Source organism: Tenacibaculum sp. ZH5_bin.1, assembly GCF_042865525.1.
Taxonomy (GTDB): Bacteria; Bacteroidota; Bacteroidia; order Flavobacteriales; family Flavobacteriaceae; genus Polaribacter; species Polaribacter mesophilus.
This window is the reverse complement of the sequence record NZ_JBEGIO010000001.1, coordinates 1,614,952-1,639,945: the sequence shown is the minus strand read 5'-3', so window position 1 is coordinate 1,639,945 and position 24,994 is coordinate 1,614,952. Positions and strand designations below refer to the sequence as shown.

24 protein-coding genes are annotated in these 24,994 nt (G+C 31.6%); 18 read left to right on the top strand and 6 right to left on the bottom strand.

The features are described from left to right. The 6 genes from ABHQ57_RS07580 to ABHQ57_RS07555 all read left to right on the top strand — a co-directional run bounded on the left by ABHQ57_RS07580 (window position 1) and on the right by ABHQ57_RS07555 (window position 9,407). Window positions 1–2,220: a nitric-oxide reductase large subunit gene (locus ABHQ57_RS07580; RefSeq protein ID WP_167713521.1), complete on the top strand. Its 2,220-nt coding sequence runs from the start codon at window positions 1–3 to the stop codon at window positions 2,218–2,220. Window positions 2,221–2,546: 326 nt separating this feature from the next. After that, window positions 2,547–4,685: an amino acid permease gene (locus ABHQ57_RS07575; RefSeq protein ID WP_389863080.1), complete on the top strand. Its 2,139-nt coding sequence runs from the start codon at window positions 2,547–2,549 to the stop codon at window positions 4,683–4,685. Window positions 4,686–4,796: 111 nt separating this feature from the next. Next, a complete protein-coding gene (locus ABHQ57_RS07570) occupies window positions 4,797–5,612 on the top strand; it encodes a helix-turn-helix domain-containing protein (RefSeq protein ID WP_167713519.1) in 816 nt (271 codons plus the stop codon). 200 nt (window positions 5,613–5,812) lie between these two features. Further along, entirely contained in the window at window positions 5,813–6,181 is a 369-nt protein-coding gene (locus tag ABHQ57_RS07565; protein ID WP_231128389.1) for a VOC family protein, read from the top strand. A gap of 225 nt (window positions 6,182–6,406) precedes the next feature. Then, entirely contained in the window at window positions 6,407–8,248 is a 1,842-nt protein-coding gene (locus ABHQ57_RS07560; RefSeq protein WP_167713517.1) for a PLP-dependent transferase, read from the top strand. A 160-nt stretch (window positions 8,249–8,408) separates the two neighbouring features. Next, complete coding sequence (locus ABHQ57_RS07555; protein WP_196781609.1) at window positions 8,409–9,407, top strand: glycosyltransferase family 2 protein; 999 nt, start codon at window positions 8,409–8,411, stop codon at window positions 9,405–9,407. Here ABHQ57_RS07555 and ABHQ57_RS07550 read toward each other — a convergent pair. From ABHQ57_RS07550 to ABHQ57_RS07540, 3 genes are all read right to left on the bottom strand, one after another. Beyond that, a complete protein-coding gene (locus tag ABHQ57_RS07550; RefSeq protein WP_167713515.1) occupies window positions 9,399–10,067 on the bottom strand; it encodes a ceramidase domain-containing protein in 669 nt (222 codons plus the stop codon). The two genes, ABHQ57_RS07555 and ABHQ57_RS07550, sit on opposite strands and share 9 nt — an antisense overlap. Before the next feature lie 84 nt (window positions 10,068–10,151). Beyond that, window positions 10,152–10,772: an L-threonylcarbamoyladenylate synthase gene (locus tag ABHQ57_RS07545; protein ID WP_159616482.1), complete on the bottom strand. Its 621-nt coding sequence runs from the start codon at window positions 10,770–10,772 to the stop codon at window positions 10,152–10,154. A gap of 3 nt (window positions 10,773–10,775) precedes the next feature. Continuing rightward, the gene (locus ABHQ57_RS07540; protein ID WP_047789379.1) at window positions 10,776–11,276 is read right to left on the bottom strand and encodes a hypothetical protein; all 501 of its coding nucleotides are present in this window, start codon (window positions 11,274–11,276) and stop codon (window positions 10,776–10,778) included. Window positions 11,277–11,334: 58 nt separating this feature from the next. On the opposite strand from ABHQ57_RS07540, the gene ABHQ57_RS07535 reads away from it, so the two are divergent. Genes ABHQ57_RS07535 through ABHQ57_RS07525 form a run of 3 tightly spaced genes read left to right on the top strand, consistent with a single transcriptional unit; the run spans window position 11,335 to window position 13,638 of the window. Then, window positions 11,335–11,751 (top strand): PaaI family thioesterase, encoded by a 417-nt coding sequence (locus tag ABHQ57_RS07535; protein ID WP_073181248.1) that lies wholly within the window; start codon window positions 11,335–11,337, stop codon window positions 11,749–11,751. Window position 11,752: 1 nt separating this feature from the next. After that, window positions 11,753–12,604 carry an alpha/beta fold hydrolase gene (locus ABHQ57_RS07530; protein WP_167713514.1) on the top strand — a complete coding sequence of 284 codons (852 nt, stop codon included), beginning with the start codon at window positions 11,753–11,755 and terminating at the stop codon, window positions 12,602–12,604. Further along, a complete protein-coding gene (locus ABHQ57_RS07525) occupies window positions 12,601–13,638 on the top strand; it encodes a chorismate-binding protein (RefSeq protein WP_167713513.1) in 1,038 nt (345 codons plus the stop codon). Before ABHQ57_RS07530 ends, ABHQ57_RS07525 begins: the two co-directional genes overlap by 4 nt. Before the next feature lie 379 nt (window positions 13,639–14,017). Here the strand turns inward: ABHQ57_RS07525 and ABHQ57_RS07520 are convergent, their stop codons facing one another. Beyond that, window positions 14,018–14,380 (bottom strand): PUR family DNA/RNA-binding protein, encoded by a 363-nt coding sequence (locus tag ABHQ57_RS07520; protein WP_047789260.1) that lies wholly within the window; start codon window positions 14,378–14,380, stop codon window positions 14,018–14,020. Between the two features lie 82 nt (window positions 14,381–14,462). Beyond that, window positions 14,463–16,217 carry an ABC transporter ATP-binding protein gene (locus ABHQ57_RS07515; protein ID WP_047789261.1) on the bottom strand — a complete coding sequence of 585 codons (1,755 nt, stop codon included), beginning with the start codon at window positions 16,215–16,217 and terminating at the stop codon, window positions 14,463–14,465. Between the two features lie 155 nt (window positions 16,218–16,372). On the opposite strand from ABHQ57_RS07515, the gene ABHQ57_RS07510 reads away from it, so the two are divergent. From ABHQ57_RS07510 to ABHQ57_RS07475, 8 genes are all read left to right on the top strand, one after another. Further along, window positions 16,373–17,473, top strand: coding sequence for a Glu/Leu/Phe/Val dehydrogenase (locus tag ABHQ57_RS07510; protein ID WP_389863069.1), 1,101 nt, complete (start codon window positions 16,373–16,375; stop codon window positions 17,471–17,473). 77 nt (window positions 17,474–17,550) lie between these two features. Beyond that, on the top strand, window positions 17,551–18,489 hold the full coding sequence (gene nusB / locus ABHQ57_RS07505; RefSeq protein ID WP_047789263.1) for a transcription antitermination factor NusB: 939 nt from the start codon (window positions 17,551–17,553) through the stop codon (window positions 18,487–18,489). A 39-nt stretch (window positions 18,490–18,528) separates the two neighbouring features. Next, a complete protein-coding gene (locus tag ABHQ57_RS07500; RefSeq protein WP_047789264.1) occupies window positions 18,529–18,996 on the top strand; it encodes a DUF1573 domain-containing protein in 468 nt (155 codons plus the stop codon). Further along, complete coding sequence (yajC, locus tag ABHQ57_RS07495) at window positions 18,996–19,316, top strand: preprotein translocase subunit YajC (protein WP_047789265.1); 321 nt, start codon at window positions 18,996–18,998, stop codon at window positions 19,314–19,316. The genes ABHQ57_RS07500 and yajC overlap by 1 nt, the downstream gene beginning before the upstream one ends. A gap of 81 nt (window positions 19,317–19,397) precedes the next feature. Next, complete coding sequence (locus ABHQ57_RS07490) at window positions 19,398–20,327, top strand: hypothetical protein (RefSeq protein ID WP_047789266.1); 930 nt, start codon at window positions 19,398–19,400, stop codon at window positions 20,325–20,327. 1 nt (window position 20,328) lies between these two features. Next, a complete protein-coding gene (gene coaE, locus ABHQ57_RS07485; protein ID WP_047789267.1) occupies window positions 20,329–20,919 on the top strand; it encodes a dephospho-CoA kinase in 591 nt (196 codons plus the stop codon). 109 nt (window positions 20,920–21,028) lie between these two features. Next, entirely contained in the window at window positions 21,029–22,594 is a 1,566-nt protein-coding gene (locus ABHQ57_RS07480) for a sensor histidine kinase KdpD (protein ID WP_047789268.1), read from the top strand. A gap of 11 nt (window positions 22,595–22,605) precedes the next feature. Next, window positions 22,606–23,304, top strand: a complete 699-nt coding sequence (locus ABHQ57_RS07475; RefSeq protein ID WP_047789269.1) for a response regulator transcription factor — start codon at window positions 22,606–22,608, stop codon at window positions 23,302–23,304. Window positions 23,305–23,371: 67 nt separating this feature from the next. Here the strand turns inward: ABHQ57_RS07475 and ABHQ57_RS07470 are convergent, their stop codons facing one another. After that, window positions 23,372–23,905, bottom strand: coding sequence for a hypothetical protein (locus tag ABHQ57_RS07470; RefSeq protein ID WP_167713512.1), 534 nt, complete (start codon window positions 23,903–23,905; stop codon window positions 23,372–23,374). A gap of 192 nt (window positions 23,906–24,097) precedes the next feature. Here ABHQ57_RS07470 and ABHQ57_RS07465 point away from each other — a divergent pair, with 192 nt between their 5' ends. After that, window positions 24,098–24,994: an ABC transporter ATP-binding protein gene (locus tag ABHQ57_RS07465; RefSeq protein WP_073181260.1), complete on the top strand. Its 897-nt coding sequence runs from the start codon at window positions 24,098–24,100 to the stop codon at window positions 24,992–24,994.

Below are 24,994 nucleotides of genomic sequence, written 5' to 3'. Positions count from 1 at the left end.
ATGAGAAAAATTTGGACTGGATTTATTGCAGTAGTGGTATTATCATTTATCGCATTAATATGGGTAGGTACAGAAATTTATCAAACCCAACCCCCTATACCTGAAACAGTAAAAGTTAACGGAAGTAATGAAACTATATACACTAAAAAAGACATACAAGATGGACAAAACGTATGGGAATCTATCGGAGGAATGGAAGTCGGTTCTATTTGGGGGCATGGAAGTTATGTAGCTCCAGACTGGACAGCTGATTGGATTCATAAAGAAGCAGTTTACTTATTAAACTACTGGGCTAAAAAAGACTTTAACACCAACTATGATGCTCTAGATGAAGAAAACAAAGCTGCCTTAAAAGCTCGTTTGGTAAAAGATATTAGAGCCAACACTTTTAATGAAAAAGACCAATCAATAACAATTTCTAAAGAGCGAAAAGAAGCCATTGAAGCAAACTCAGCGTATTATGCAAACATTTTTTCAAAAGGTCATAAAAAATACGCTATTCCAGAAGGAGCCTTAACCCATGTTGAAAAACTAAGAAAACTAAATGCTTTCTTATTCTGGACTTCTTGGGCTGCCAGTACAGAAAGACCCAATCAAGACTATACCTATACTTCTAACTGGCCTCACGAACCGTTGATTAATAACACAATTACTCCCGATTCTCAACTATGGTCAGGATTCTCAATAATTTTATTGTTATTATTTATAGGAGTATTAACCTATTACTATATTCGAAATCATGAAAAAGGAGAAGCGGTAACAAACCCAAGCAATGATCCCTTATTAGACTTAAAATTAGTTAGATCTCAAAAAGCAGTATTAAAGTACTTTTTAGTCATCTCAATTCTTATTGTATTACAAGTTGTTTTGGGTATTGTTACTGTACATTATACGGTAGAGGGTCAAGCTTTCTTTGGCTTTAATTTATCAGAATATCTTCCGTATTCAATCTCTAGAACCTGGCATACACAACTTGCTGTATTTTGGATTGCCGCTACATGGTTAGCAACAGGATTATTCTTAGCTCCAATTATTAGTGGTAAAGAAATGAAGTACCAAGTTTTCGGAATCAATTTCTTGTTTATTGCCTTGTTAATTATTGTTTTGGGTTCTATGTTGGGAGAATGGTTAGGTGTGCATCAATTTTTAGACTTAACCACTAATTTCTTCTTTGGTCACCAAGGATACGAGTACATGGATTTAGGTAGATTCTGGCAAATATTCTTAGGTATTGGGTTAATATTATGGGTAGTTATGGTTGGTAGACATGTATTGTATGGTATCCGTAAAAAAGACGACTCAAAACATTTACTTTCTATTCTATTAATAGCTGTAGTTGCTATTGGTATGTTCTTTTTCTCAGGATTAATGTATGGAGAAAACAGCTCACTCCCTGTAATTAATTATTGGAGATGGTGGCTCGTACATCTATGGGTAGAAGGATTCTTTGAGGTATTTGCTACGGTGATTATTGCCTATATTTTCTCTCGAATGAAAATTATTTCAACCAAAACAGCAGGAAAAACAGCGATAGCCTCAGCTACCATTTTCTTAGCAGGTGGTATCATTGGTACCTTACATCACTTATATTATTCAGGAACTCCAGTACAAGCCATTGCCTTAGGAGCTACGTTTAGTGCTTTAGAAGTGGTTCCATTAACCTTAATGGGCTTTGAAATTAGAGAAAACTGGAATTTATTGAAAAAGAATGCTTGGATTCAACGTTACAAGTGGCCTATCTTTTTCTTTATTGCTGTTGCCTTTTGGAACATGGTCGGTGCTGGTGTTTTCGGGTTCTTAATCAACCCTCCTATTGCATTGTACTACATCCAAGGATTAAACACAACTGCTGTACACGCACATACTGCTCTATTTGGAGTATATGGAATGTTAGGTATGGGCTTTATTTTAATCTGCCTACGCTTGTATTCAAACATTGCTTGGAACGAAAAACTCGTAAAAAATGCTTTTTGGTTTTTAAATGGTGGGTTAGTTTTAATGGTTGTGTTAAGCTTACTACCTGTTGGTATAATTCAAGCTTACACTTCTATTACCAAAGGGTATTCTTTTGCCAGAGATCCTGAATTATTATACAATCCAACAGTACAAACTTTAAAATGGATGCGAATGATAGGAGATACTGTATTCTCTTTAGGTATTGTATGTTTCTGCTGGTTTGTGGTAAGAACAACGATTAATGCAATAAAACAAAAATCGTAACCCCTCTTTATTTTTATAAAAAACCTGTGTAAAATAATTACACAGGTTTTTTTACCTCCAAAAAGATACTGTTTAAAACATCTTAAAAAAAGTCTGTTAGATTAATAACTAGCTACCAACTCTAAAAAAACTAATTAATTTGTTTACAAAACCTCTATATATTAAATATAGGTCTTTTGAATCTAATTCAATTCTATTTTCCTAAATATTGATTTTTAGTTAGTAGATATAAAACAAGTAAAGAACCTCCAAACCTAAAAAGTGTAATTTTTTTCATATCTTCTCATGGTCTAACCACTTAATAATAAGCCTTAAACACAAAAGCCATGAGGAATAAACTAAAAAAAGACTTAGGATTATTTGATGTTTTTGCCATAAGTACTGGAGCCATGTTTAGCTCTGGTTTCTTTTTACTACCAGGAATCGCCTCACATTATACAGGCCCTTCTGTATTTTTAGCCTACTTACTTGCAGGTGTATTAATACTACCTACCATGTTTAGTATTGCTGAAATATCAACAGCCTTACCACGATCAGGAGGTGCTTACTTTTTTTTAGACAGAAGCTTAGGTCCACTTATGGGAACTATTGGCGGACTAGGTACATATTTTGCTTTAATGCTAAAAACAGCCTTTGCTATTATTGGTATTGGTGCTTACGCCGCTATATTTTGGGAAGTTCCTACCAAGGTAGTAGCTATTGTATCCACCCTTTTTTTTATGGCACTAAACTTAGTAGGCGCTAAAAAAACCTCCGCCTTTCAAAAGGTGTTTGTCATATTCCTATTAGTCATTTTAATTGGTTTTATTGCAGATGGTCTTTTTTCTATATTCACCTCAAATACTATCACCAATGAATCTATTAAGAAACAATTTACCCCCTTCTTTTCAAACGGATTTGGAGGGATGTTTACTACCATAGGTTTTGTTTTTGTGTCCTACCTAGGACTCACTCAAATAGTAAGCGTTGCAGAAGAAATTAAAAACCCTGAAAGAAATATTCCTTTAGGAATGATACTTTCATTAGTCGTTACAGGATTAATTTATGGTTTGGGTGTTTTTATTATGGTAACTCTTATTGAGCCTACTGCCTTTGCCAACGAATTAGCACCAGCTGCTACAGCTGCAGAACAACTTTTTAAATGGCTACCCGATAATGTGGGAGTCTTATTAATGTCGGTAGCAGCACTTGCTGCTTTTGCTTCTACAGGGAACGCAGGACTATTATCTGCATCGCGATACCCGTTTGCTATGGGACGCGATAAACTGTTTCCTGCTATTCTAGCTAGAATTGGTAAAAAAGGAAGTCCTATAGTCGCTATATTTTTAACTACAGCATTAATTATTGTATTCATTCTACTATTATCAGAAGAAGGTATTGTAAAGCTTGCGAGTACCTTCCAATTATTGATTTTTATCTTTATTAACTTCTCTGTTATTGTTTTTAGAAAAAGTAAAATAGAATCGTACGACCCAGGCTATTTATCTCCATTATATCCGTTTATGCAAGTTGTCGGAATTATTATTTCATTCATCCTTATTATTTATTTAGGATGGATGCCCGTACTTTTTACCTCTGGTATTATTGTTATTGGGGTACTTTGGTATCACTTTTATTCTAAAGGAAAAGTAAAACGAGAAGGCGCTATTTTTCATTGGTTTGCGCTTTTAGGAAGACACCAATACGATGAATTGGAGAATGAATTAATGACCATTTTAAAAGAAAAAGGACTTCGTGAAGGGGATCCGTTTGATGAAACCGTAATTACATCGAAAATAAAAATACTTAAGGATACCACTAACTTTGATAAAGTCTTAAATATCGCTTCCGATTACTTTTGTAGAGAGTTAGACCTCAACAAAGAAGGGGTACTACACAAGTTCTTTCAGTCGGTACCCGATGAATCTGTCATCACTTTACCAGGTATTTTAGTTTTTCATGCCAAGTTTAAGAGTGTTTCACATCCTTCCATGAAAATTGTGATTTCTAAAAAACCAATTGAAGGAACACTTCCCTCTGAAGACTATGAGTTTAAAAAGCCCTTACAAATCTGTGCTTTTCTAATTAATTCTGATGAAAACCCAAAACAGCAACTCCGTATGCTATCGAGACTTCTTGATATTTTAGAACGAGAGCAAATCGTAAAAACCTTGCTTAAAATGAATAGTCACAGAGAAATTAAGGAGTTTTTACTACAAAACGAACGATTTGTAAGCATCAAACTACTCGAAGGAACTCCGCAAGACACCATGATTGGAAAACAGCTAAAGGATATTCAGTTACCAAAAGACGTTTTAGTGGCTTTAGTTGAAAGAAATGATAAAACGTTTACCCCTAACGGTTCAACTGTTTTACTAACAGATGATGTACTTACCATACTTGGAGAAACCAAATCTATCGCGAAACTGTATAAGGAATATATGAGTTATGAAATAGATAAACTGGATACTGAAGAGACTTCTTAATTTTTGGTTTGGTTATTTATTTTTATTGAACTTAGTTATCAATTTATATTTCTGATAGAAGTTATATCTTTGGTAAACCATATCTCATGCTGAAAAAGATTAAACGACAAAATGGACTACCAAACATACGAACCACATACAAATTTAAAGTCAATTATTAGTTGTTATTGGACGTTGGAAGTACCTATACATTCCGAACCACAAAAACAACGAATTGTACCAGATGGTTGTATAGAAATGGCATTTATTCTTGGAGACGATATAAAACGATACACTTCCGAAAATAACTTTATACTTCAACCACGGGCAATGGTATTAGGGCAAATAATTGAACCTTTCTACATTGAACCAACAGGTTATGTCAATACTTTTGCCATTAGGTTTTATCCTTATGGATTTGCTAATTTTATCTCTGGACCAATCAACAACTTAGCAAGCACAGAAACACCCTTGAATCTCCTTTTTGACAAGGAAACCGCAGATGATTTGCAACAAAAAATAACCAACGCTGAAAATACGATACAACGTATAGAAATCATCGAAAAGTTTCTTTTGGATACGTTCAACAACCAAAAAACAATTCATAAAATAGTAAAAAGTACTGTGGATACTCTCCTTTCTACAAACGGAAGTGTTTCTATAAACTCAATCCTCGAAAACAACCTATCTAAACGAAGACAGCTTGAAAGAAACTTTAAAAAACAAATTGGAGTAAGCCCCAAACAGTTAGGAAAAGTAATTCGATTGCAAACAGCTTTAAAATTGATGCTTAACCAAAAGTCTAAAAACCTAACTGATGTTGCCTATAAAAGCGACTATTTCGATCAAGCTCACTTCATCAAAGACTTTAGAGAATTTACAGGAATAAACCCAAAAGAGTTTCTTACTGACGAAAGCTTGAAGCTTTCTACCCTTTTTTACAAATAAACTAAGGTGTCGCATTTTTACAATTTCAACTAATTTTCTGCTCTTAGTTTTGCATCAATAATACTAAGCCGAAAATGAAAAATAACACACTTATTACCATTATTACCCTATTTTTTTGCCTTGTGTCTTGCAAAAACAAAGGCACTTCAATCTCTAAAACAACACAATCTAAAGAATCAATCACTAAAAGTATACAACAGATGAAAAGTTATGTCTCAATTTTTGAAATTCCTGCAACCAACATTACACGAGCCGTTAATTTTTACAAAGAAATTTTAGGTATAGAAATTGAAAGATTCTATTTTCCAGAAATGGAAATGGGGGTATTTCCTTACGAAGGTCAAATGGTTACAGGAGTAATTATACAAAGCGAAGGTTATGAACCTTCTGCAAGTGGGGTTACTATTTACCTTAATGGTGGAGACAATCTGCAAACTATTATTGATAAAGTAGAAGAACATGGTGGTAAAGTTATGATACCTAAAACACCTCACGCTGACGAAAACGGGTACTTTGCCATTTTTCTCGACTCAGAAGGAAATAAAATTGGACTTCATTCGCCAAATTAAAAAAACAAACTTCTAACAATAAAGGGAAATAATAATGGCTTGGGTACTAACTCAAACCGTTATTTCTTTTTATTAAAGTGTCTTGAAAACCAACCCATAAATTTATAAAGTCAGCTACAGCTCATACATCAAACAAAAGTAAAACTCCCTTTATAAAACCATTCTCTCCCCTTTCTAAAAAAATCTAATTAACGTATCTTGCAATCTTATTAAAAGACACCTATAATGCAAGACAAAAACGTACATACTTATATAAAAAATGTTGTAGAAAATATGCCAGCAGATTGGTTAAACCTAACCACGCACCGTCTGGATATTTATATAGAAAAACTAGCCAAAACCCAGTTTTTAGAGCAGTTTGAAGATTTGTATAAAAACAACAATGCTACTGCTTCAGCGTTAAGCGAGTTGCCAACTGCATACGATTATATTCGTTTAGGGCATCCGTTATCGTCTGTATTAGAGTGGACGATTGCCAAACTATACAACACTAAAGCAGCACAAGTAATTAGTTTTTCATCACAAACGGTTCCTGTTTTGGCTGTGTTAAGAGCGAATTTATTTGCTAATAAAAACACGCAAATAGTGTTTACCAATGAAATTCCTAGCTTTTTTGATGCTGAAGTAATTAAAAATGTATACGGATATCAATTTGAACTAAAAAAAGTGGATAGTGTTGAAGCTATTCCTGAATTTGATGGTAGTACCGTATTGATTGTTGAACAAGAAGCTATTTGCAACTTTACGATTGTACCAAACGTTGATTTTTACATCAACACACACACAGAATTAGGAAGCTTTTTATTGGTAAACGGAGAGCAAAACGATTCTTATATTTCAGACATTCAACATGTAAGAAGAAGAGAAACTATTGCCATGACTCCTGCTAATTCATTAAAAGCGTTGAAAAGCCTTATCGATGAGCCGTATGAGGTTACAGTAACTGACGTAGCACAAAACAAAGCAAAGGTTGAGAGACTCATCAATGAGATTACCAATACCAGCACAAAAGCGTTAGTAGCTTCAAGTGGACTTTCAATACAATACGCCATTTTAATGGGATTGATTGACGATGCTCTTGAAAACCATAAGGGAAAAACGATTAAAATTGTAGTGCCTCCAAACTGTTATGGTGGTACAAACGACCAAGCGAGACGTGTTGCTGCTTGTTTAAACAACGTAGACATTGTTGATTTACCTGTTGATGGAGACAACGACATGGTAGAGAGCATTGATACCGTATTAGCCAACATTGCAGCACAAGATGCGGTTCCGTATATCATTGCTGAAATTCCGACCAACCCAAGAGTAGAAGTACCTAACCTTACCGATTTAAGAGATGTTTTAAGTAAAAAACGTACGACTCCAACGGGTGAAACAGCCGTTGATCCTGTGTTTATTTTAGACCAAACTTTCTGTCCGAATGTTCACTTTTTAGGAGATACAGACATGTTAGCCAATATTAGAACTATTTCGTTTGCTAGTGGATCTAAATTCCCTAGTGGTGGAAAATGTACTGCTGGATACTGTGTTGGAAATAAAACAACCAACGCGTTAATCAAAAAAATAGAAAAGCACTTACACATTTGCGATAACGAGGCTACACCGCTTCAATACAAAATATTAGCTGCACAAATGCCTTCGATGACGCAACGAATTAGTGATGCTTATAAAAATACACGTGAATTTGTAAACTTTATTCATGAAGTATTACCTGGTGCTAAAATCAATTTTGTTTCAGAAGAACTAGCTGCGCAAGGATTTACACCATCAGTATTTTCGTTAGACCTTCCTACCAAAGGGAATACTGCGGAAGAAAAAGAAGCCTATAAAAGAGCCTTAAACTTAAAGCTTATCAATTTAATGATTACTGAAATTCCGAATGAAAGTAAGTATTGTGTAAGCTACGGACAGTTAAAAGGTTGTTACTGGACAATTCCTGCAACCTCAACACAAGGAACTACCAAAGAAGGTGATAAAGATTATATTGCTCGTGTAGCACTTTCTCCTAATATGGATTTAGCGCTTCATAAAAAAGTTTTCCTTGATTTTGTAAAAAGTATCTAAGAACTACAAAACGTCATTTCAACCGTAGGAAGAAATCAAAAAAGATTCAGCATAACTAAATCTTAACGATTGGAATTTCTCTATTAGTAAATTTCTCCCTTCGGTCGAGATGATTCTTTTTGGTCTACAAAATTCATTTATAAACTGTAAATTTACCGTCTTGAAAATAGCTATCGTCATATTAAACTGGAACGGAAAAAAGTTGCTTGAGCAATTTTTACCTTCTGTCATAACTTTTAGTTCAGAAGAAGCTGAAGTGTATGTTGCAGACAATGCTTCTACAGATGATTCTATTGCATTTGTAAAGCAACATTTTCCTACTGTAAAAATTGTACAGAACTCAGAAAATGGTGGTTATGCAAAAGGTTATAACGATGCCTTACAGCATATTGATGCCGACGTATATTGTTTGGTAAATTCTGACATTGAAGTTACCAAGAACTGGTTAACTCCCATTATTAATACTTTTAAAAAGGAACCTAATACTGCTATTATTCAACCTAAAATTTTAGATTTTAAAGATAAATCGAAGTTTGAATATGCAGGTGCTGGTGGTGGTTTTATTGATGCTTTTGGATATCCGTATTGTCGTGGTCGTTTGTTTAGTGACTTAGAAACTGATAACGGACAATTTAACGATACTACTGAAATATTTTGGGCATCTGGAGCTTGTTTTTTTATCCGCTCTGAAGTTTTTCATCAACTCAATGGTTTTGATGAAGATTTTTTTGCTCATCAAGAAGAGATTGATTTGTGTTGGCGCGCTAAAAATAGTGGGCATACTATAAAATATGTAGGAGCATCCACTGTATATCATGTTGGTGGAGCTACATTAGACACGTTAAACCCGAAGAAAACCTTTTTAAACTTCAGGAATAGTTTACTCAACCTAGTTAAAAACTTACCCTCTGCTAAATTATTTCCAATTATTTTTTCTCGTTTGATCTTAGACGGATTAGCTAGCGTTAAATTTTTATTGGAAGGGAAACCTAACCACTTGTTTGCTATTTTAAAAGCTCATTTTAGTTTTTATATGCATCTTCCTAAATTCATAAAAAAGAGAAAAGAATCTCCCAAAAAATCAAATTACTACGAGCATACATCTGTGGTTTGGCAGTATTACGCTAAAGGAAGGAAAAAGTTTACCGAGTTACGTTAATTCTTGCTCATCTTTATAGATATAATAGAGTAAAAAGAAAACTGCAATTCCTCCAAAAGTATGCCATAACCAGTGCGTTCCCATGGGTAATACAACTACTTTATTATCTAATGTCCTAAATAGTAAAGCTATTCCAAAAACTGCTCCTCCATATACAATGTATTTTACATTTCTCCAACGGGTCTTATAAGCATACCATATTAACGGGGTTATTACAGCAAATGCTGTTACTGCATATCCAAACGATGTTCTATACCCTGAAGGTATTGGTAAAAATCGTGGAAAAATAGACACTAAAAGTATAGCTACAATTATCGCTAATCGTTCCCACCATTTCTTTTTAATTTTTCCTATGAAATAAATAATAGCTCCTAAACATACAATCATGATAGGAACCCAATCTAACAACAACCAAAATTCATGACTTCTTGTACCGTGAAACATGGTACCACCTATCCAACTGATGAATATTACTGGAATGGCAAACAAAAAAAATGGGTATTGTTTAGGGTTTTGATAAATTCTTCTTCCGAAGTAAATCAGTAGAACAATAAAAATTAAGTTGCTAAAAGTATTGAAAGGCTCAACAGGCAATCTGCCTCCTATGGTTTCTTGATATATTGGTCCGCTGTCGTTGGGGAATCTATCCAGTAAAAACATATATCCTTTTTCTATTCTGTACTAAGATAGGGATTGTGTTTTTAATTAAAAAGTGGTTTTGTAAGATTTCAACTAAACTTATTATTACAAAATATCTAAGCTTCCTTTTCCTTCACGAATTACTTCTGGTTCATCGGTTGTTAAATCGATTACAGTAGATGCATGGTTGTCTCCGTATCCTCCATCAACCACGATATCAACAATATTCTGCCATTTCTCGAAAATTAATTCAGGATCGGTTGTATATTCTAATACTTCATCTTCATCATGAATAGATGTAGATACAATCGGATTTCCTAAAGCTGCTACAATGGCTCTTGCTATATTATTATCGGGTACACGAATACCTACTGTTTTTCGTTTTTTATAAGCTTTTGGTAGTGAATTACTACCAGGTAACACAAAAGTATATGGACCTGGTAAAGCTCTTTTTAAAATTTTATAAGTTGCAGTATCTATTTGCTTTACGTAATCAGATAAATGGCTTAAGTCGTTACAAACAAATGAGAAGTTGGCTTTTTCTGGCTTTACTTTTTTTATTCTTGCTACTTTTTCTAGTGCTTTAGTATTGGTAATATCACAGCCTAAACCATAAACAGTATCGGTTGGATATATAATTAACCCTCCATTTTGTAAAACTTTTACAATTTTTTCAATCTCTTTTGGATTGGGGTTCTCATTATACAGTTTTATAAATTGTGCCATAGCTTAGTAATTATCAAAGTCAAAATCGTCTAGGCTTTCAAAGTTATTAAATTCATCATCAATTTCATCATCTATATTTTTTGAAAGATCTTCTGCCTTAAATTCTTTTTCTGGAGCTTGATCTGGGATTTCTCCTACAGATAAGATCATTTTTGTTTCAGTAACTTCTTCATTTGACTGTTCTATTACCTCTACATAAAACGTCCACATTTGTAAGAAATCGTACACATAAATCAACTTATCGTGTTGGTTTGGTAAGGCTTCATGCAAAATACATGTTGCCATTGAAATTCCTTCTCCTGCTTCTGACATATTGAATAAAGGAATTTCTTCACCTTGATTCCAATCTTCATCAGTACGGTAAAAAGATGCCATTTCTTGTCCGTTAAAACCAAACGCTTTTGCAATATCAAAGTGTAGGTTTTCTAATGAAGCTTTTTCGTTTACTAACAGGGTTCGTATTACATCTTCTTTCGTATCTAAAATTACGCGTACTTTATACATTCTATCATTTTTTGTCAGTACAAAAATACGTATTTTTGGGTGATAATTTTTAGTTACCATGAATAAGCAAGCATCTCTTACAGTCTTAAACAGTTACAACAAAAACACCTTGATGGAAACTTTAGAAATAGAGTTTGTTGATGTAGGAGATGATTTTATTACAGCAAAAATGCCTGTGACATCTAAAGTACATCAACCCTATGGAATATTACATGGTGGTGCTACAGCTGCTTTGGCAGAATCTGTTGGTAGTTGTGCTTCTGCATTTTTTTTAAGAGACTCTAATAAAATTATTAAAGGAATTGAACTGAGTATTAATCATGTAAAAAGTAAGCGAGAAGGACATGTTTTTGCTACTGCTAAAGCGATTCATAAAGGTAGAACTACACATTTATGGGAAGTGAGAATTGTTGATGAGGATGATAACTTGATTTCACTTTGTAAGATTACCAATATTGTTTTAGATAAACAATAGCATGAAGTTGCTAAAAAAAATCTTAAAAACCGTTGGAATTGCTCTCTTTGTGCTTTTCCTTGTTTTATATTATTTATTCTGGAATTTTTCTGCTCCTAAATCTGATGTAAAAGTACTTGAAAAATTTTCAGGAAGCTCTGCTACTCCTGTCCTTACTTATGAAAACTTTAAAGGGTTTGAGTACAGAAAACTTTCAATCATAAAAGATACTACTTTACCTACACTGGTTTTTGTTCACGGAACGATAGGTTCTTCTACTGATTTTGTAAAATATATGAAGGATAGCGCATTGCTTAATAAAGCTAATATGATTTCATATGACAGAATTGGTTACAATTATCAAGACAAAAATCCGGTTCAAGAAAGTATTGCTTTTGAGCGTGACGTGTTAAAGAATATTTTACATAATATTAACCCCGATAAAACGATTCTTGTAGGTTATTCTTATGGAGGACCTATTGCCTTAGCTATACAAGAAAAAGTTAGAAAAGTAATTTTGCTGGCTCCTGCTATATATAGTGAAGTAGAACCCATGCCATGGTCTTTAAATTTATATAAATGGAAAATTACTCGATGGTTGGTTCCTCCAATATGGCAAGAAGCGAGCAAAGAAAAGTTATCTCATAAACAAGATTTACAACTATTTGAAAACAACTGGAAATCTACCCCTAACAACATAGTAAGTATTCATGGAACTAATGATTGGATTGTACCTTTTGAAAACTCTTTATTTTTAAAAGAACAGTTTCCTGAAAATCAGTTTGAGTTAATTAGCATTCCTGATGCTGGTCATGGATTTATTTGGAGTAAATTTGACACGATTAAAGAACATTTAATACAACAATTAGATTGAGTATTTTTTTAAACATAAAAGAAGCCTTCAACAAAGAATTACCTTTTGTTACTTACAGAAAGCCTAACAGTTCTATAATTAAAGGGTGGTTTCAACAAAACAACGATGTAATTACTTCTGAAAATTATAATGAGAGTGGATTTATTTTTGCTCCGTTTGACAGCAGAGAAAAAGCTATTTTAATTCCTAGAAATCAATCTACTTATGTTGAAGAAAAAGTTACTATTGACGATACTCAAACTAACAACACTAATCACGCTCCTGATGCAGCTTCCGAAGAGAACCACATTCAACTAGTTGAAAAAGGAATAGCCGCTATTAAAAATCAGCAGTTTAAAAAAGTAGTTCTTTCCAGAAAAGAAAAAATTGAGTTATCAGATTTCAGCCTTATTAATACTTTTCAAAAACTTCTGAATAACTACCCAACAGCTTTTGTATATGTTTGGTATCATCCTAAAATTGGGTTATGGTTAGGAGCTACCCCAGAAACTTTAGTTAGTATTAAAGATAAAAATTTTACTACTATGGCTTTAGCGGGAACACAAGTTTACAATGGCACAACTAATGTTACTTGGCAGCCAAAAGAATTAGAAGAACAACAATTTGTAACTGACTACATCACTGATAGGTTATCTGATATTTCCTTAAACATTACAACATCTGGTATTGAAACTATAAAAGCGGGTAAATTACTCCATTTAAGAACCATTCTTAATGGAAAGTTAAAAACGAATACTGCTTCTTTAATCAAAAGCTTACATCCTACCCCTGCCGTTTGTGGAATACCTTTAGAGGCTTCAAAACAATTTATTTTAAATAATGAGAACTATCATAGAAGCTTTTATACAGGTTTTTTAGGAGAATTGAATACAGACAATAAGGAAAGTCATTTATTTGTTAATCTTCGTTGTATGGAAGTTTCTAACAACACTGTATATATTTATGTTGGAGGTGGAATTACAAACGACAGTAATGCTATAAAAGAATGGCAAGAAACAGTAGCAAAAACTACTACTATGAAAAAAGTTTTATAGGAAAAACACCTACCCTACAAAATACTTTACCCCAAAACAAACATAACCTGCTGAAATTCAGTTTTTTTTATTATATTTAGGTGAACTCAAAACTCGCTTTCCTATGAAACAAAAATTACTTAGGATTAACCAGCGTGAAGACAAACTTAATAGTAGAGTGGGTAGAACTTTAACTTATAAGCAGCTGGTTGAATTCGCATCAAAACTACCAAACAAAATAAAATCGCTTATGTAAAAAATAAAACCACCAATTGCTGTGCAACAATTGGCAGTTTTCTAAGTGTAAATTGAATTTGAATTGATTTTTTTCTGCACATTATCATCTCTAAACACAAGTAATATCACTTGTGTTTAGAGTTATGCATAACAGTTTCTTCTGTTAAATATCGTCGAAAGAAACGTCTGTAAAGCTTTCTGTAGAAGCTACTTCTGTAGTTACGTTTTCTTCTTTTTTATAGTCTTTTTGATGACGTTCACTTATAACTTCAGATCCTTTTTCGTTTACAATAAAGTCTGTTGCCTTGTTCAACATCTCTTTAAAATCACTAAAATCCTCTTTATATAAGTAAATTTTATGTTTTTGATAATGAAAAGAACCATCATCATGAGTAAACTTCTTACTCTCAGTCACTGTTAAATAATAATCATCTGCCTTTGTAGATCTAACATCAAAAAAATATGTTCTTCTTCCTGCTCTTAAAACCTGTGAAAAGATTTCCTCTTGTTCTACTCTCTCGCTCATAATTCGTTACTTAAAATAATAGTTGGTTATTTAAATTTTCTCAACAAATCTAACAAAATATTTGACTTGACAATACGAAATGCTATATTTCTTTTTCTAAAAGCTGTTGTTCGTATAAATCTTTATAATACCCTTTTTCTTTTACTAATTGATTGTGAACACCTTGCTGAATAATCTTTCCTTCATCTAATATTATTATTTTATCTGCATTTTTTGCAGATGATACCCTATGGCTTATTATTATCGTTGTTTTATCACTAGAAACTCTTTCTAAATTTGATAAAATTTTCTCTTCAGTCTCAGTATCTACAGCTGATAGACAATCGTCAAAAATTAAAATTTTAGGATCTTTTATAATGGCTCTTGCTATAGAAGTTCGTTGCTTTTGCCCTCCAGAAAGCGTAACACCACGCTCTCCTAAAATAGTTTTATAGCCTTGTTTAAAATCGATAATATTATCGTGTATAACCGCGTTTTTGGCTGCTTCTATAATTTCTTCTTCTGTAGCGTCTTCTTTTCCAAATTTTATATTGTTTTCAATGGTATCTGAAAACAAGAACGGTTCTTGCGGCACAAAACCAATTTGATTTCTTATATCATATAAATTGCAGGTTTTAATATCTTTTCCGTCCATTAATACAGTCCCTCCTGTAGTATCATACAAACGTGAAACTAAGTTTATTATAGATGACTTACCACTTCCTGTTTTTCCTAATATTGCTAGTGTTTCTCCTTTTTCTACCTTAAAACTTACATCTTTTAACGCTGTGATATTTGTGTCTTCATAGGCTAAAGAAACATGATTAAACTCAATATCTCCTTCAATGATAGTTTCTCCTTCATTTGCATTTTCAATTTCAGGAACTTGTTCTAAAAATTCATTAATTCTTTCTTGAGAAGCTTCAGCCTGCTGCACCATTGAAGTTACCCAACCAACTACAGCTACTGGCCATGTTAAAATATTTACATACATAACAAAAGCACCAATGGCTCCTACTTTAATTTCTTCATTAATATATAAAGTACCACCAACATACAAAACAATGATATTACTAATTCCTATTAATAAAATCATTAATGGAAAAAATAACGCTTGTACTTTATATAGGTTTATATTTTTATCTTTACTAGCATCTGCCAACGTATCAAAGTTATTAATCACAGCGCTTTCTATTGCATATGATTTTACTACATTAATACCAGAGAAAAACTCTTGATTAAACGTTGTTAATTTTGAAAGGTATTGCTGAACTACTGTACTTCGTTTATTAATCTGCTTGCTTAAAATAAATACTGATACTGATAAAACAGGAAAAGGTATCATTGTATACAAGGTGAGCTTTGGTGATATTGCATACATTTGAGTAAAACCGACTGCAAAAGACACTAACATATTTAATGAATACATGATGGCTGGTCCAAAATACATACGAACTTTAGAAACATCTTCACTAATACGGTTCATTAAATCACCAGTTCTATTTTGTTTGTAAAAATTAAGTGACAGTCGTTGATATTGCTGATAAATTTCATTTTTTAAATCAAACTCTATTAATCGAGACATTACAATTATAGTTTGACGCATTAAGAATGTAAAGAAACCACCTAACAGTGTTACCCCTACTATAAGCAAAATATTTGTAAAAAGGATACTTTTAACTTCTGATATTTCAGTTATTTTACCTAATTGATAATCTTCCACAACATTTAAAGAAGTTAACACATAATTAGGAACTTTTAATGTAAATATTTTAGCTAATACAGTTATAAAAACTCCTAATAATAACCTCCATTTGTATTTAACAAAGTACTTGTTTAAGTATTGTAATGCTTTCAATTCTATTTTATTATAAAAATTAAACTTTATAAAAGGGTCTTGTTAAAGATACCTTAATTGAGACCTCTTTTTTTGCTTATGTTTTAACGATTTCTTACTTTTGTCATCTAATTTTTGAGATTACCCAAATCATCTCAAATAAAAAAACAAAACAAATGACATCAGAAATCATTGATACTAAAGATCTTAAGAACGACCCAGTGTTCGGTCAGTTATCTTTTGACAATCACGAGCAAATCGTTTTTTGCAACGACGAAGATACAGGTTTAAAAGCAATTATCGGTATCCACAATACAACTTTAGGGCCTGCTTTAGGAGGTACTAGAATGTGGCAATATAGAAGTGAATGGGAAGCTTTAAACGATGTGTTACGTTTGTCTCGTGGTATGACTTACAAATCTGCTGTTACTGGATTAAACCTTGGAGGTGGTAAAGCAGTTATTATTGGTGATGCTAAAACTCAAAAAAATGACGCTTTAATGCGTAAATTTGGTGAGTTTGTTAATTCTTTAAGTGGAAAATATATTACTGCTGAAGATGTAGGAATGGAAACCCGTGACATGGATATAATCCGTGAAGTTACTCCACATGTAACAGGTGTTTCTGAAAGTATTGGAGGCTCTGGAAACCCTTCTCCTGTAACAGCTTATGGTGTTTACATGGGAATGAAAGCTGCTGCTAAATACAAGTTTGGAACTGATAACTTAGACGGTAAAAAAGTATTAGTTCAAGGTGTTGGTCATGTTGGAGAAACTTTAGTGAAGCACATTACCGACGAAGGAGCTCAAGTTGTTTTAAACGATATTAACGAGGCTCGTTTAGAAGAATTAAGTAAAAAATATGGTGCAAACGTAGTGTTAGGAAATGACATTTTTGGATTAGATGTTGATATTTACGCTCCATGTGCTTTAGGTGCTACTATTAATGATGAAAGTATCGCTCAATTAAAAGCTAAGGTAATTGCAGGTGCTGCTAACAACCAATTAGCAAATGAATTAAAACACGGTACAATGTTAAAAGAAAAGGGAATTGCTTATGCTCCTGATTTCTTAATTAACGCTGGTGGAATTATTAATGTATATGCTGAAGTTGTTGGTTACGATAAAGCTGAGAGCTTAAAAAGAACTGAAAACATTTACAATACTACATTAGAAATTTTTAATTTATCAGAAAAAGAGAATATCACTACACATCAAGCTGCTTTCAATATTGCACAAGCAAGAATTGATGCTCGCAAAAAAGAGCAAAATAGCTAGATAAAAAATAAAAAAGTTTTACTTTTGCAGAGCGTTAGAAATAGTTTCTATCGCTCTTTTTTTTAAAGTTCTTTAGAATGATTAACAGAAGACATATTCGTGTTAAAGTAATGCAGTCGGTTTATGCGATGCAGCAATCGCATAGCGATGATTTAGTTAAGGAAGAAAAATTCTTAAAACACAGCATTCAAAAAATGTACGATTTGTACGTTTTAAACCTTCAATTATTAGTTGAAGTACAAAAATTAGCTCGTAAGAGAATAGAGCTTTCTAAAAAGAAAATACTAGCTACAAAAGAGGAACTCAACCCAAATACAAAATTTATAGACAATAAACTTTTAAACTCACTTAATGAAAGTGTAAGTTTAGAGGGGTATGTTGAGCTTAACAAGCTTAATTATTGGGATCTTGATGATGAGTATGTAAAAATCTTATTAGATGAATTACAAAGAAGTGACCTTTATAAAAAGTACATGGACACTGTTGAAAACTCTTACAACATAGATAAAGCCTTTGTCATTGACTTTTTTAGAGATATAGTAGCCCCTAATGAAAAGTTAGCTGATTATTTTGAAGATAAAATGATTTCTTGGGTTGATGATATTCCTTTTGTAAATACTTGGATTCTTAAATCTTTAAACAAACAAAAAGTAAATAAGCCTTTCATATTAGGTAGTTTGTATAAAGACAATGATGATAAAGTTTTTGTTTCTGATTTGTTTACAAAAACAATGTTACATCAACACAAATACGAAGAGGACATTAAAGAGAAAACTCCTAACTGGGAAGCTGATAGGATTGCTGATATTGATATGATTATTATTAAAATGGCTATTACAGAATTTTTACACTTCCCTTCAATTCCAAGTAGAGTTACCATAAATGAATATATTGAGTTAGCAAAAGATTATTCAACAAACAAAAGTGGTTACTTTATTAATGGAGTTTTAGATAAATTAGCCAAAGACTATCTAAGTTCAAATAAGATGGTTAAAATAGGTAGAGGTTTATTATAATAAATTAGTATTTTTACAACAAACTAAAAATATTTTAAAATGAAGAAAATAGCAGTAATGGTAGCATTTGTTGTTTCTGCAGGAATGTTAGTTTCGTGCGGACAGGGGAATGCTTCATCAAAAGTTAAAAAAGAAAATCTTGAAAAAGCAGAAAAAAGAGATAGCTCTATAGGTTTAGGAGCTCCTGTGATTTCTTTCGATAAAGAAGAATTTGACTTTGGTACTGTTAACGAAGGTGAAGTTGTTAAAACCACTTTCGTAGTAACAAATACTGGTAAGAGTGATTTAATTATTACAAATGCGCAGGCATCTTGTGGTTGTACTGTTCCTGAATGGCCAAAAGAAGCTATTGCTCCTGGTAAAACAGGAAATATTAAAGTTAGCTTCAATACCAATGGTAGAGTTAACAAACAATCTAAATCTATTACTTTAACTACCAACACAGAAAAAGGAAGAGAAATTATTAAAATTTCTGGAATGGTAACCCCAAAAAACAATAACTCATAATGTTCGAAACTATCTTCTTACAAGCTAGCTCTCAAGAAAGCTTAATGAATATGCTTCCTTTTGTAGCAATGATTGCTGTTTTTTACTTTTTAATTATTCGTCCACAAATGAGACGTCAAAAAAAAGAAAAACTATTTCAAGCAGAAATTAAAAAAGGAGCTAAAATAGTTACCACCAGTGGAATTCATGGTAAAATTGTAGAAATTAATGATACCGATAACACCGTTACTATTGAAACAGGAGCTGGTAAAATAAAGTTTGAACGTTCAGCCATTTCTATGGAAATGAGTAAAAAACATACTTCAGAAGCTAAAAAATAAAAGAGATTTATTTTATAAAAAAAGTGGGCTTAAGAGCCCACTTTTTTCTTTTTTTAGTAGATTGCACTAATAAACAATTTCTTGAAAACAAAATTTAACATACCTAAAACATTTTTTGGCTTTTTAACCGTATCTATATTTTTCTGGTTGCTTATTAATTTATCAAAGGAGTATAATACAACTATAGTATATGATATTGAATACACACAACTTCCGCAACAAAAAACATTAATAGAAACACCAATAAAAAAAATTCCTTTAAAATTAAAAAGTAGTGGATACAATCTTTTAATTACTAGTATTAACCATACCCCCATTAAACTAGACCTAAAAAAAGCTTCAAAAAAAAGGGGTACAAATTACTATTTTTTATCGAAAAACCTTTTTAATGAAATTCAAGAACAACTAAAATCAAATATTGAATTAATTAAAATAGAAAAAGACACCATTCCTTTAAAAATTGGTTTTCTCAGCTCAAAAAAAGTTCCCTTAAAACCAAATTTAAACATTTCTTTTCAGCTAGGATATGACTTTTCTAAACCCATAACAATTGTACCTGACAGTGTTTTAATCTCTGGTGATGAAGCCTATGTTACTGAGACTAATTTTTTAAATTTAAAAAACATTACATTAGAAAACTTATCTAAAAATACTAGTATCAACTCTTCTATTATTTTACCGAAAGACTTAAAGCTTAAATTGAGTCATTCTACTGCACAAATTAACATTGCTGTTGATAAATTTACAGAAGGTGAAATTGAAGTTCCTATTTTTGTTAAAAATGCACCCAAAGGAATTAATATATTCCCCAAAAAGGTTAAGGTTATATACAAAGTGGGCTTGCAAAACTTTAATGACATTACCTCCGATTTATTTATAGTTGAATGTGATTATTTACAATCTAAAAAAAAAGAAATAAACTATCTTATTCCTAAAATAAAAGACATCCCTAAAACGGTAGATTTAGTGAGAATAGTTCCAGAAAAAGTTGATTTTTTAATATACAAATAGCATGGTAATAGGTTTAACAGGAGGAATTGGTAGTGGAAAATCTACTGTAATTAATATCTTTTCAGAATTTGAAAATATTGCTATTTATATTGCTGATGATGAAGCCAAAAAGTTAATGAACACATCAAAGAGGATAAAAGAACAATTAATCACTGAATTTGGGGAGGAAGTATATATAAACCACAAACTAAATAGGTCTTATTTAGCCTCAATAGTTTTTAATAACAAGAAAAAGTTAGCTATTCTTAATGCCATTGTACACCCTGCTGTTAACAAACATTTGCAACAGTTCTTAAAAAAAAATAGTATTAAAGATTATATATTATACGAAAATGCAATTCTTTTCGAAAACGGAAGTGACTCTTTTTGTGATAAAATAATTACAGTAACCGCTCCAGAGCATATAAGAATTGAACGCGTTATCAAAAGAGATAGGACTACAATACAAGAGGTAAAAAATAGAATTAAAAACCAATGGAGTGAAACAAAAAAAATACTACAATCTAATTATTTAATTAACAATATTTCACTATTAAAAACAAAAGATGAAGTATTAAAAATCCATAATTATTTAACAAAAAGTAGAAAATAATTTACGTTTCAATAACCTTTTGTGTTAAAATTGTCTTAATTTTATAGTAAGTTTGTTAATCTAAGTTAAAAGATTATACGCCTAAAATTTATTAATTTATTTTTGAGTAATGGGCAAGAAAATTTTTATTCTCATTGTTGTTTTAATGAGTATTTCTCTAATAGGTATCATCTCCATTCAAGTATATTGGATAAATGATGCTATTAAAAATAAAAAGGAACAATTTAAAAATAATGTAAAAATTGCTTTAGCTCGTACCTCCGAAAATATTAAGGAAAGAGAGTATTTAGAATTTAAGCAAAATTATAAAGATTACTTTGAAAACAATAAACTCAGAACAGACGCAGAAATAACAACTTTTCTTTTTCAACAAGTTGATACTGTAAGTAAAAAAAAGTTTTCATTTGGTAGTACTATTTTAGAAGAAAGTATTAAAATGCCTAACGAGTTTGTTGATAATGATTCTATCATTATAAAACGTTACTCAGGAAAAGAAGATATTTATTTTTCACAAATAATAAAATCTGAAAACAAAGATTTTAAACCTTTTTTAGACGAAAATCGTTATTCTTCTTTCAGAACATATAACACATGGAATGATGAAGTTATGGAACATGCTTTTAGAAGAAGTAAAGCTGTGTTTCCTATTAATCAAAGAATAAGTAATAAGGAGCTAAGTAATACTTTAGAGGAAGAGTTTGCTAAAATGAATATTACACAAGATTTTAAATATGTTGTTTATGAAGATGGTTTAGCTACTCAATTAAAATCTGGGTATTTTAATATACAACCAGAGGATATTAATTACCCTTTACTAGAAGATGAAGACGGAAATAGCAATTATAAGCTATATGTTAAGTTTCCTAATGAAAAAAAGAACCTGTTATCAGGTATGATGAAAATATTGATACTATCTTTATTTTTTATAGGAATTATTATTGCTGCTTTTTCCACCTCATTGTATCAGTTAATTCGTCAAAAAAAGATTTCTGAAATAAAAACAGATTTCATTAACAATATGACACATGAGTTTAAAACACCTATTGCTACCATAAACTTGGCTTTAGATGCTATTAAAAACCCAAGAATTATATCAGATGAAGAAAAGGTGAAACGGTATGTTCAAATGATTCGTGATGAAAACAAACGAATGCACGGGCAGGTAGAAAATGTATTACGAATTTCAAGGTTAGAAAAAAATCAAATAGAAATTAGTAAGGATGCAGTAGACATGCACGATATAATTGAAGAAGCTGTTGAACATATACAACTATTAACTGATGATAAAAAAGGAAGTGTTACAACGCACCTCAAAGCTATTTCTTCTGAAGTACTTGGTAATCAGTTTCATCTAACAAATGTAGTTGTTAACATGTTGGAAAATGCTTTAAAATATTCTGAAAGTGCACCTAAAATAGATGTATTTTCTGAAAACACAAATAAATACTTTATCTTTAAGATTAAAGACGAAGGTATAGGAATGAGCAGAAATGCTCAAAAGTATGTGTTCGATAAATTTTACAGAGAACATAAAGGGAATATACACAATGTAAAAGGTCATGGATTAGGTTTAGCTTATGTAAAAGAAATCATAGACAGTCACCAAGGTACCGTTTACGTTGAAAGTGAAAAAGGGAAAGGAAGCACATTTACAGTTAAATTACCATTAATATAAAATATTAAGAAATGGGGAGTAAAAAAATATTATTAGTAGAAGACGATCCTAATTTTGGAACAGTTCTTAAAGATTATTTAGCATTAAATGATTACAATGTTACACATGCTAAAGACGGAATAGATGGTTTAATTATGTTTAAAAATGCAGAATATGACTTATGTATTTTAGATGTAATGATGCCACGTAAAGATGGTTTTTCTTTAGCTGAAGACATTCGTTCAACTAACAAAGAAATTCCTATTATCTTCTTAACTGCAAAAACATTAAAAGAAGATGTTTTAAAAGGGTATCAAGTTGGTGCAGACGATTACTTAAATAAACCTTTTGATTCTGAAGTTTTATTACATAAAATTAAAGCAATTTTACAACGTAAAGAAACAGAAAAGACAAACGACAGTGATGAATTTGAGTTTAAAATTGGGTCTTTTGATTTTAACTCTAAACTACGTCATTTAATATATAAAGGTGGAGAACCTCAAAAGTTATCACCTAAAGAAAGTAAACTTTTACGAATGTTAGCTGTGCATAAAAATGACTTAATGCCACGTGAATTGGCGTTGACAAAGATTTGGCGAGATGACAACTATTTTACTTCTCGTAGTATGGATGTATACATTGCTAAACTTCGTAAATACCTGAAGAATGATGAAAATGTAGAAATTTTAAATATACATGGTGAAGGGTTTAGGTTAATTGATAACAAATAATGTCATTTTAAATAAGAAAAGCTTAGGTAAACCCTAAGCTTTTTTTATTATCTATCCTATTTGTTTTCTAACTACGCTCTAATGATTTATCAACAGTACTGTACTTTCCGTTATAACTTCCTGTTACTACACTTCCATTAGCCTTTTTAACTTTGAATTCTAATGAAATATTAGTTTCATTAATTGAATTTATAGTTAAAGTAACTTCATCTCCTGTTTCATACTCCATTAACAATTGCTCATTATAATACTCTCCTAAAAACTCTCCATCCGTCATAAATTCATACCATAAACTGTCTGTTGTATAAGTTTTTGAAGTTAAGCCTTTATCACGAACAGTAATTGTAAATAAATCCACCTCAGTTAAAGCTGTACCAGAGTTTCGAGCAGCTTCTATATCTTCTTCAGTAACATTCAATAAGTGTAAGAATACAGAAGGCGTATCTCCTTTCATGAATTTCTCTACCAAAATTGATTCTATCGAATAATTTTCACCTTCAATTATAAATTGATTTGGTGTTTCTTGAACATCATCAGATGAACAGCTTACATAAAAAACAGTTGTTAAAATAATTGCTAATAAGTAGTTTATTTTTTTCATAATTGTATAATTTGACATGCAAAACTACCTTAGTTTTAAAGCATCTAGTTAAATTTACTTCTGAATATATCATGCATTTTTCTAAAAAGCTAAACTTTCCTTTTAAACTATTTTCTACTACTTTTTTTATACATTGTAACAATAATTTACATCAATCGTCAAATACATATAATCAACAAAAACCAAAATAGCTTGGAAACAATTTTATCTATTCGAAACCTCGATAAAAAATACGGAAAAGTTCATGCCGTAAACAATCTTTCCTTCGATATACAAAAAGGCACAGTGTACGGAATTTTAGGACCTAACGGAAGTGGTAAATCTACTACTTTAGGTATTATTTTAAATGTAGTAAACAAAACCTCAGGGAGTTTTAGCTGGTTCAATGGAAACTTATCTACACATGAAGCATTAAAAAAAGTAGGAGCTATCATTGAACGCCCTAATTTTTACCCTTACATGAGCGCCGTTCAAAACTTGCAGTTAATTTGTAAAATTAAAGGAGTTTCGTACGATAAAATTGAAGAAAAACTCAAGATTGTTAATCTTTTTGAACGTAGAAATAGTAAGTTTAAAACTTACTCTTTAGGAATGAAACAGCGCTTAGCTATCGCTTCTGCCCTATTAAATGATCCAGAAATTTTGATTTTGGACGAACCTACAAACGGACTTGACCCACAAGGAATACACGAGATTCGTCAAATAATTAAAGAAATTGCTAAAAATGGCACTACAATTTTACTAGCCTCTCACTTACTCGATGAAGTAGAAAAAGTATGTTCTCATGTAGTCGTAATAAGAAATGGTATAAAATTATATAGCGGTAGAGTTGATGAGATGACTGCTTCCAATGGTTTTTTTGAACTTCAAGCAGATAATCAAGAAATACTTACTCAGCTTTTAGAAAATCATCCAGCAATAGGAAACATCAAAGAAGAAAATGGAATTTTAATAGCTAGTCTAGCTTCAGAATTATCTGCTTCAGAAATTAATACATTTTTATTTGACAAAGGAATTTCTCTTTCTCACTTAGTGAAACGTAAACCTAGTTTAGAGCAACAATTCTTAGACCTTACCAACAACCAATAA

Excerpts from the sequence above, each read along its gene's own strand:
- nusB (WP_047789263.1), top strand. The coding sequence starts at position 17,551 with ATGATTAACAGAAGACATATTCGTGTTAAAGTAATGCAGTCGGTTTAT.
- ABHQ57_RS07565 (WP_231128389.1), top strand. The coding sequence starts at position 5,813 with ATGAAAAGTTATGTCTCAATTTTTGAAATTCCTGCAACCAACATTACA.
- coaE (WP_047789267.1), top strand. The coding sequence starts at position 20,329 with ATGGTAATAGGTTTAACAGGAGGAATTGGTAGTGGAAAATCTACTGTA.
- ABHQ57_RS07550 (WP_167713515.1), bottom strand. The coding sequence starts at position 10,067 with ATGTTTTTACTGGATAGATTCCCCAACGACAGCGGACCAATATATCAA.
- ABHQ57_RS07500 (WP_047789264.1), top strand. The coding sequence starts at position 18,529 with ATGAAGAAAATAGCAGTAATGGTAGCATTTGTTGTTTCTGCAGGAATG.
- ABHQ57_RS07530 (WP_167713514.1), top strand. The coding sequence starts at position 11,753 with ATGAAGTTGCTAAAAAAAATCTTAAAAACCGTTGGAATTGCTCTCTTT.
- ABHQ57_RS07560 (WP_167713517.1), top strand. The coding sequence starts at position 6,407 with ATGCAAGACAAAAACGTACATACTTATATAAAAAATGTTGTAGAAAAT.
- ABHQ57_RS07535 (WP_073181248.1), top strand. The coding sequence starts at position 11,335 with ATGAATAAGCAAGCATCTCTTACAGTCTTAAACAGTTACAACAAAAAC.
- ABHQ57_RS07470 (WP_167713512.1), bottom strand. The coding sequence starts at position 23,905 with ATGAAAAAAATAAACTACTTATTAGCAATTATTTTAACAACTGTTTTT.
- ABHQ57_RS07475 (WP_047789269.1), top strand. The coding sequence starts at position 22,606 with ATGGGGAGTAAAAAAATATTATTAGTAGAAGACGATCCTAATTTTGGA.
- ABHQ57_RS07540 (WP_047789379.1), bottom strand. The coding sequence starts at position 11,276 with ATGTATAAAGTACGCGTAATTTTAGATACGAAAGAAGATGTAATACGA.
- ABHQ57_RS07545 (WP_159616482.1), bottom strand. The coding sequence starts at position 10,772 with ATGGCACAATTTATAAAACTGTATAATGAGAACCCCAATCCAAAAGAG.
- ABHQ57_RS07480 (WP_047789268.1), top strand. The coding sequence starts at position 21,029 with ATGGGCAAGAAAATTTTTATTCTCATTGTTGTTTTAATGAGTATTTCT.
- ABHQ57_RS07575 (WP_389863080.1), top strand. The coding sequence starts at position 2,547 with ATGAGGAATAAACTAAAAAAAGACTTAGGATTATTTGATGTTTTTGCC.
- ABHQ57_RS07510 (WP_389863069.1), top strand. The coding sequence starts at position 16,373 with ATGACATCAGAAATCATTGATACTAAAGATCTTAAGAACGACCCAGTG.
- ABHQ57_RS07580 (WP_167713521.1), top strand. The coding sequence starts at position 1 with ATGAGAAAAATTTGGACTGGATTTATTGCAGTAGTGGTATTATCATTT.
- ABHQ57_RS07570 (WP_167713519.1), top strand. The coding sequence starts at position 4,797 with ATGGACTACCAAACATACGAACCACATACAAATTTAAAGTCAATTATT.
- ABHQ57_RS07520 (WP_047789260.1), bottom strand. The coding sequence starts at position 14,380 with ATGAGCGAGAGAGTAGAACAAGAGGAAATCTTTTCACAGGTTTTAAGA.
- yajC (WP_047789265.1), top strand. The coding sequence starts at position 18,996 with ATGTTCGAAACTATCTTCTTACAAGCTAGCTCTCAAGAAAGCTTAATG.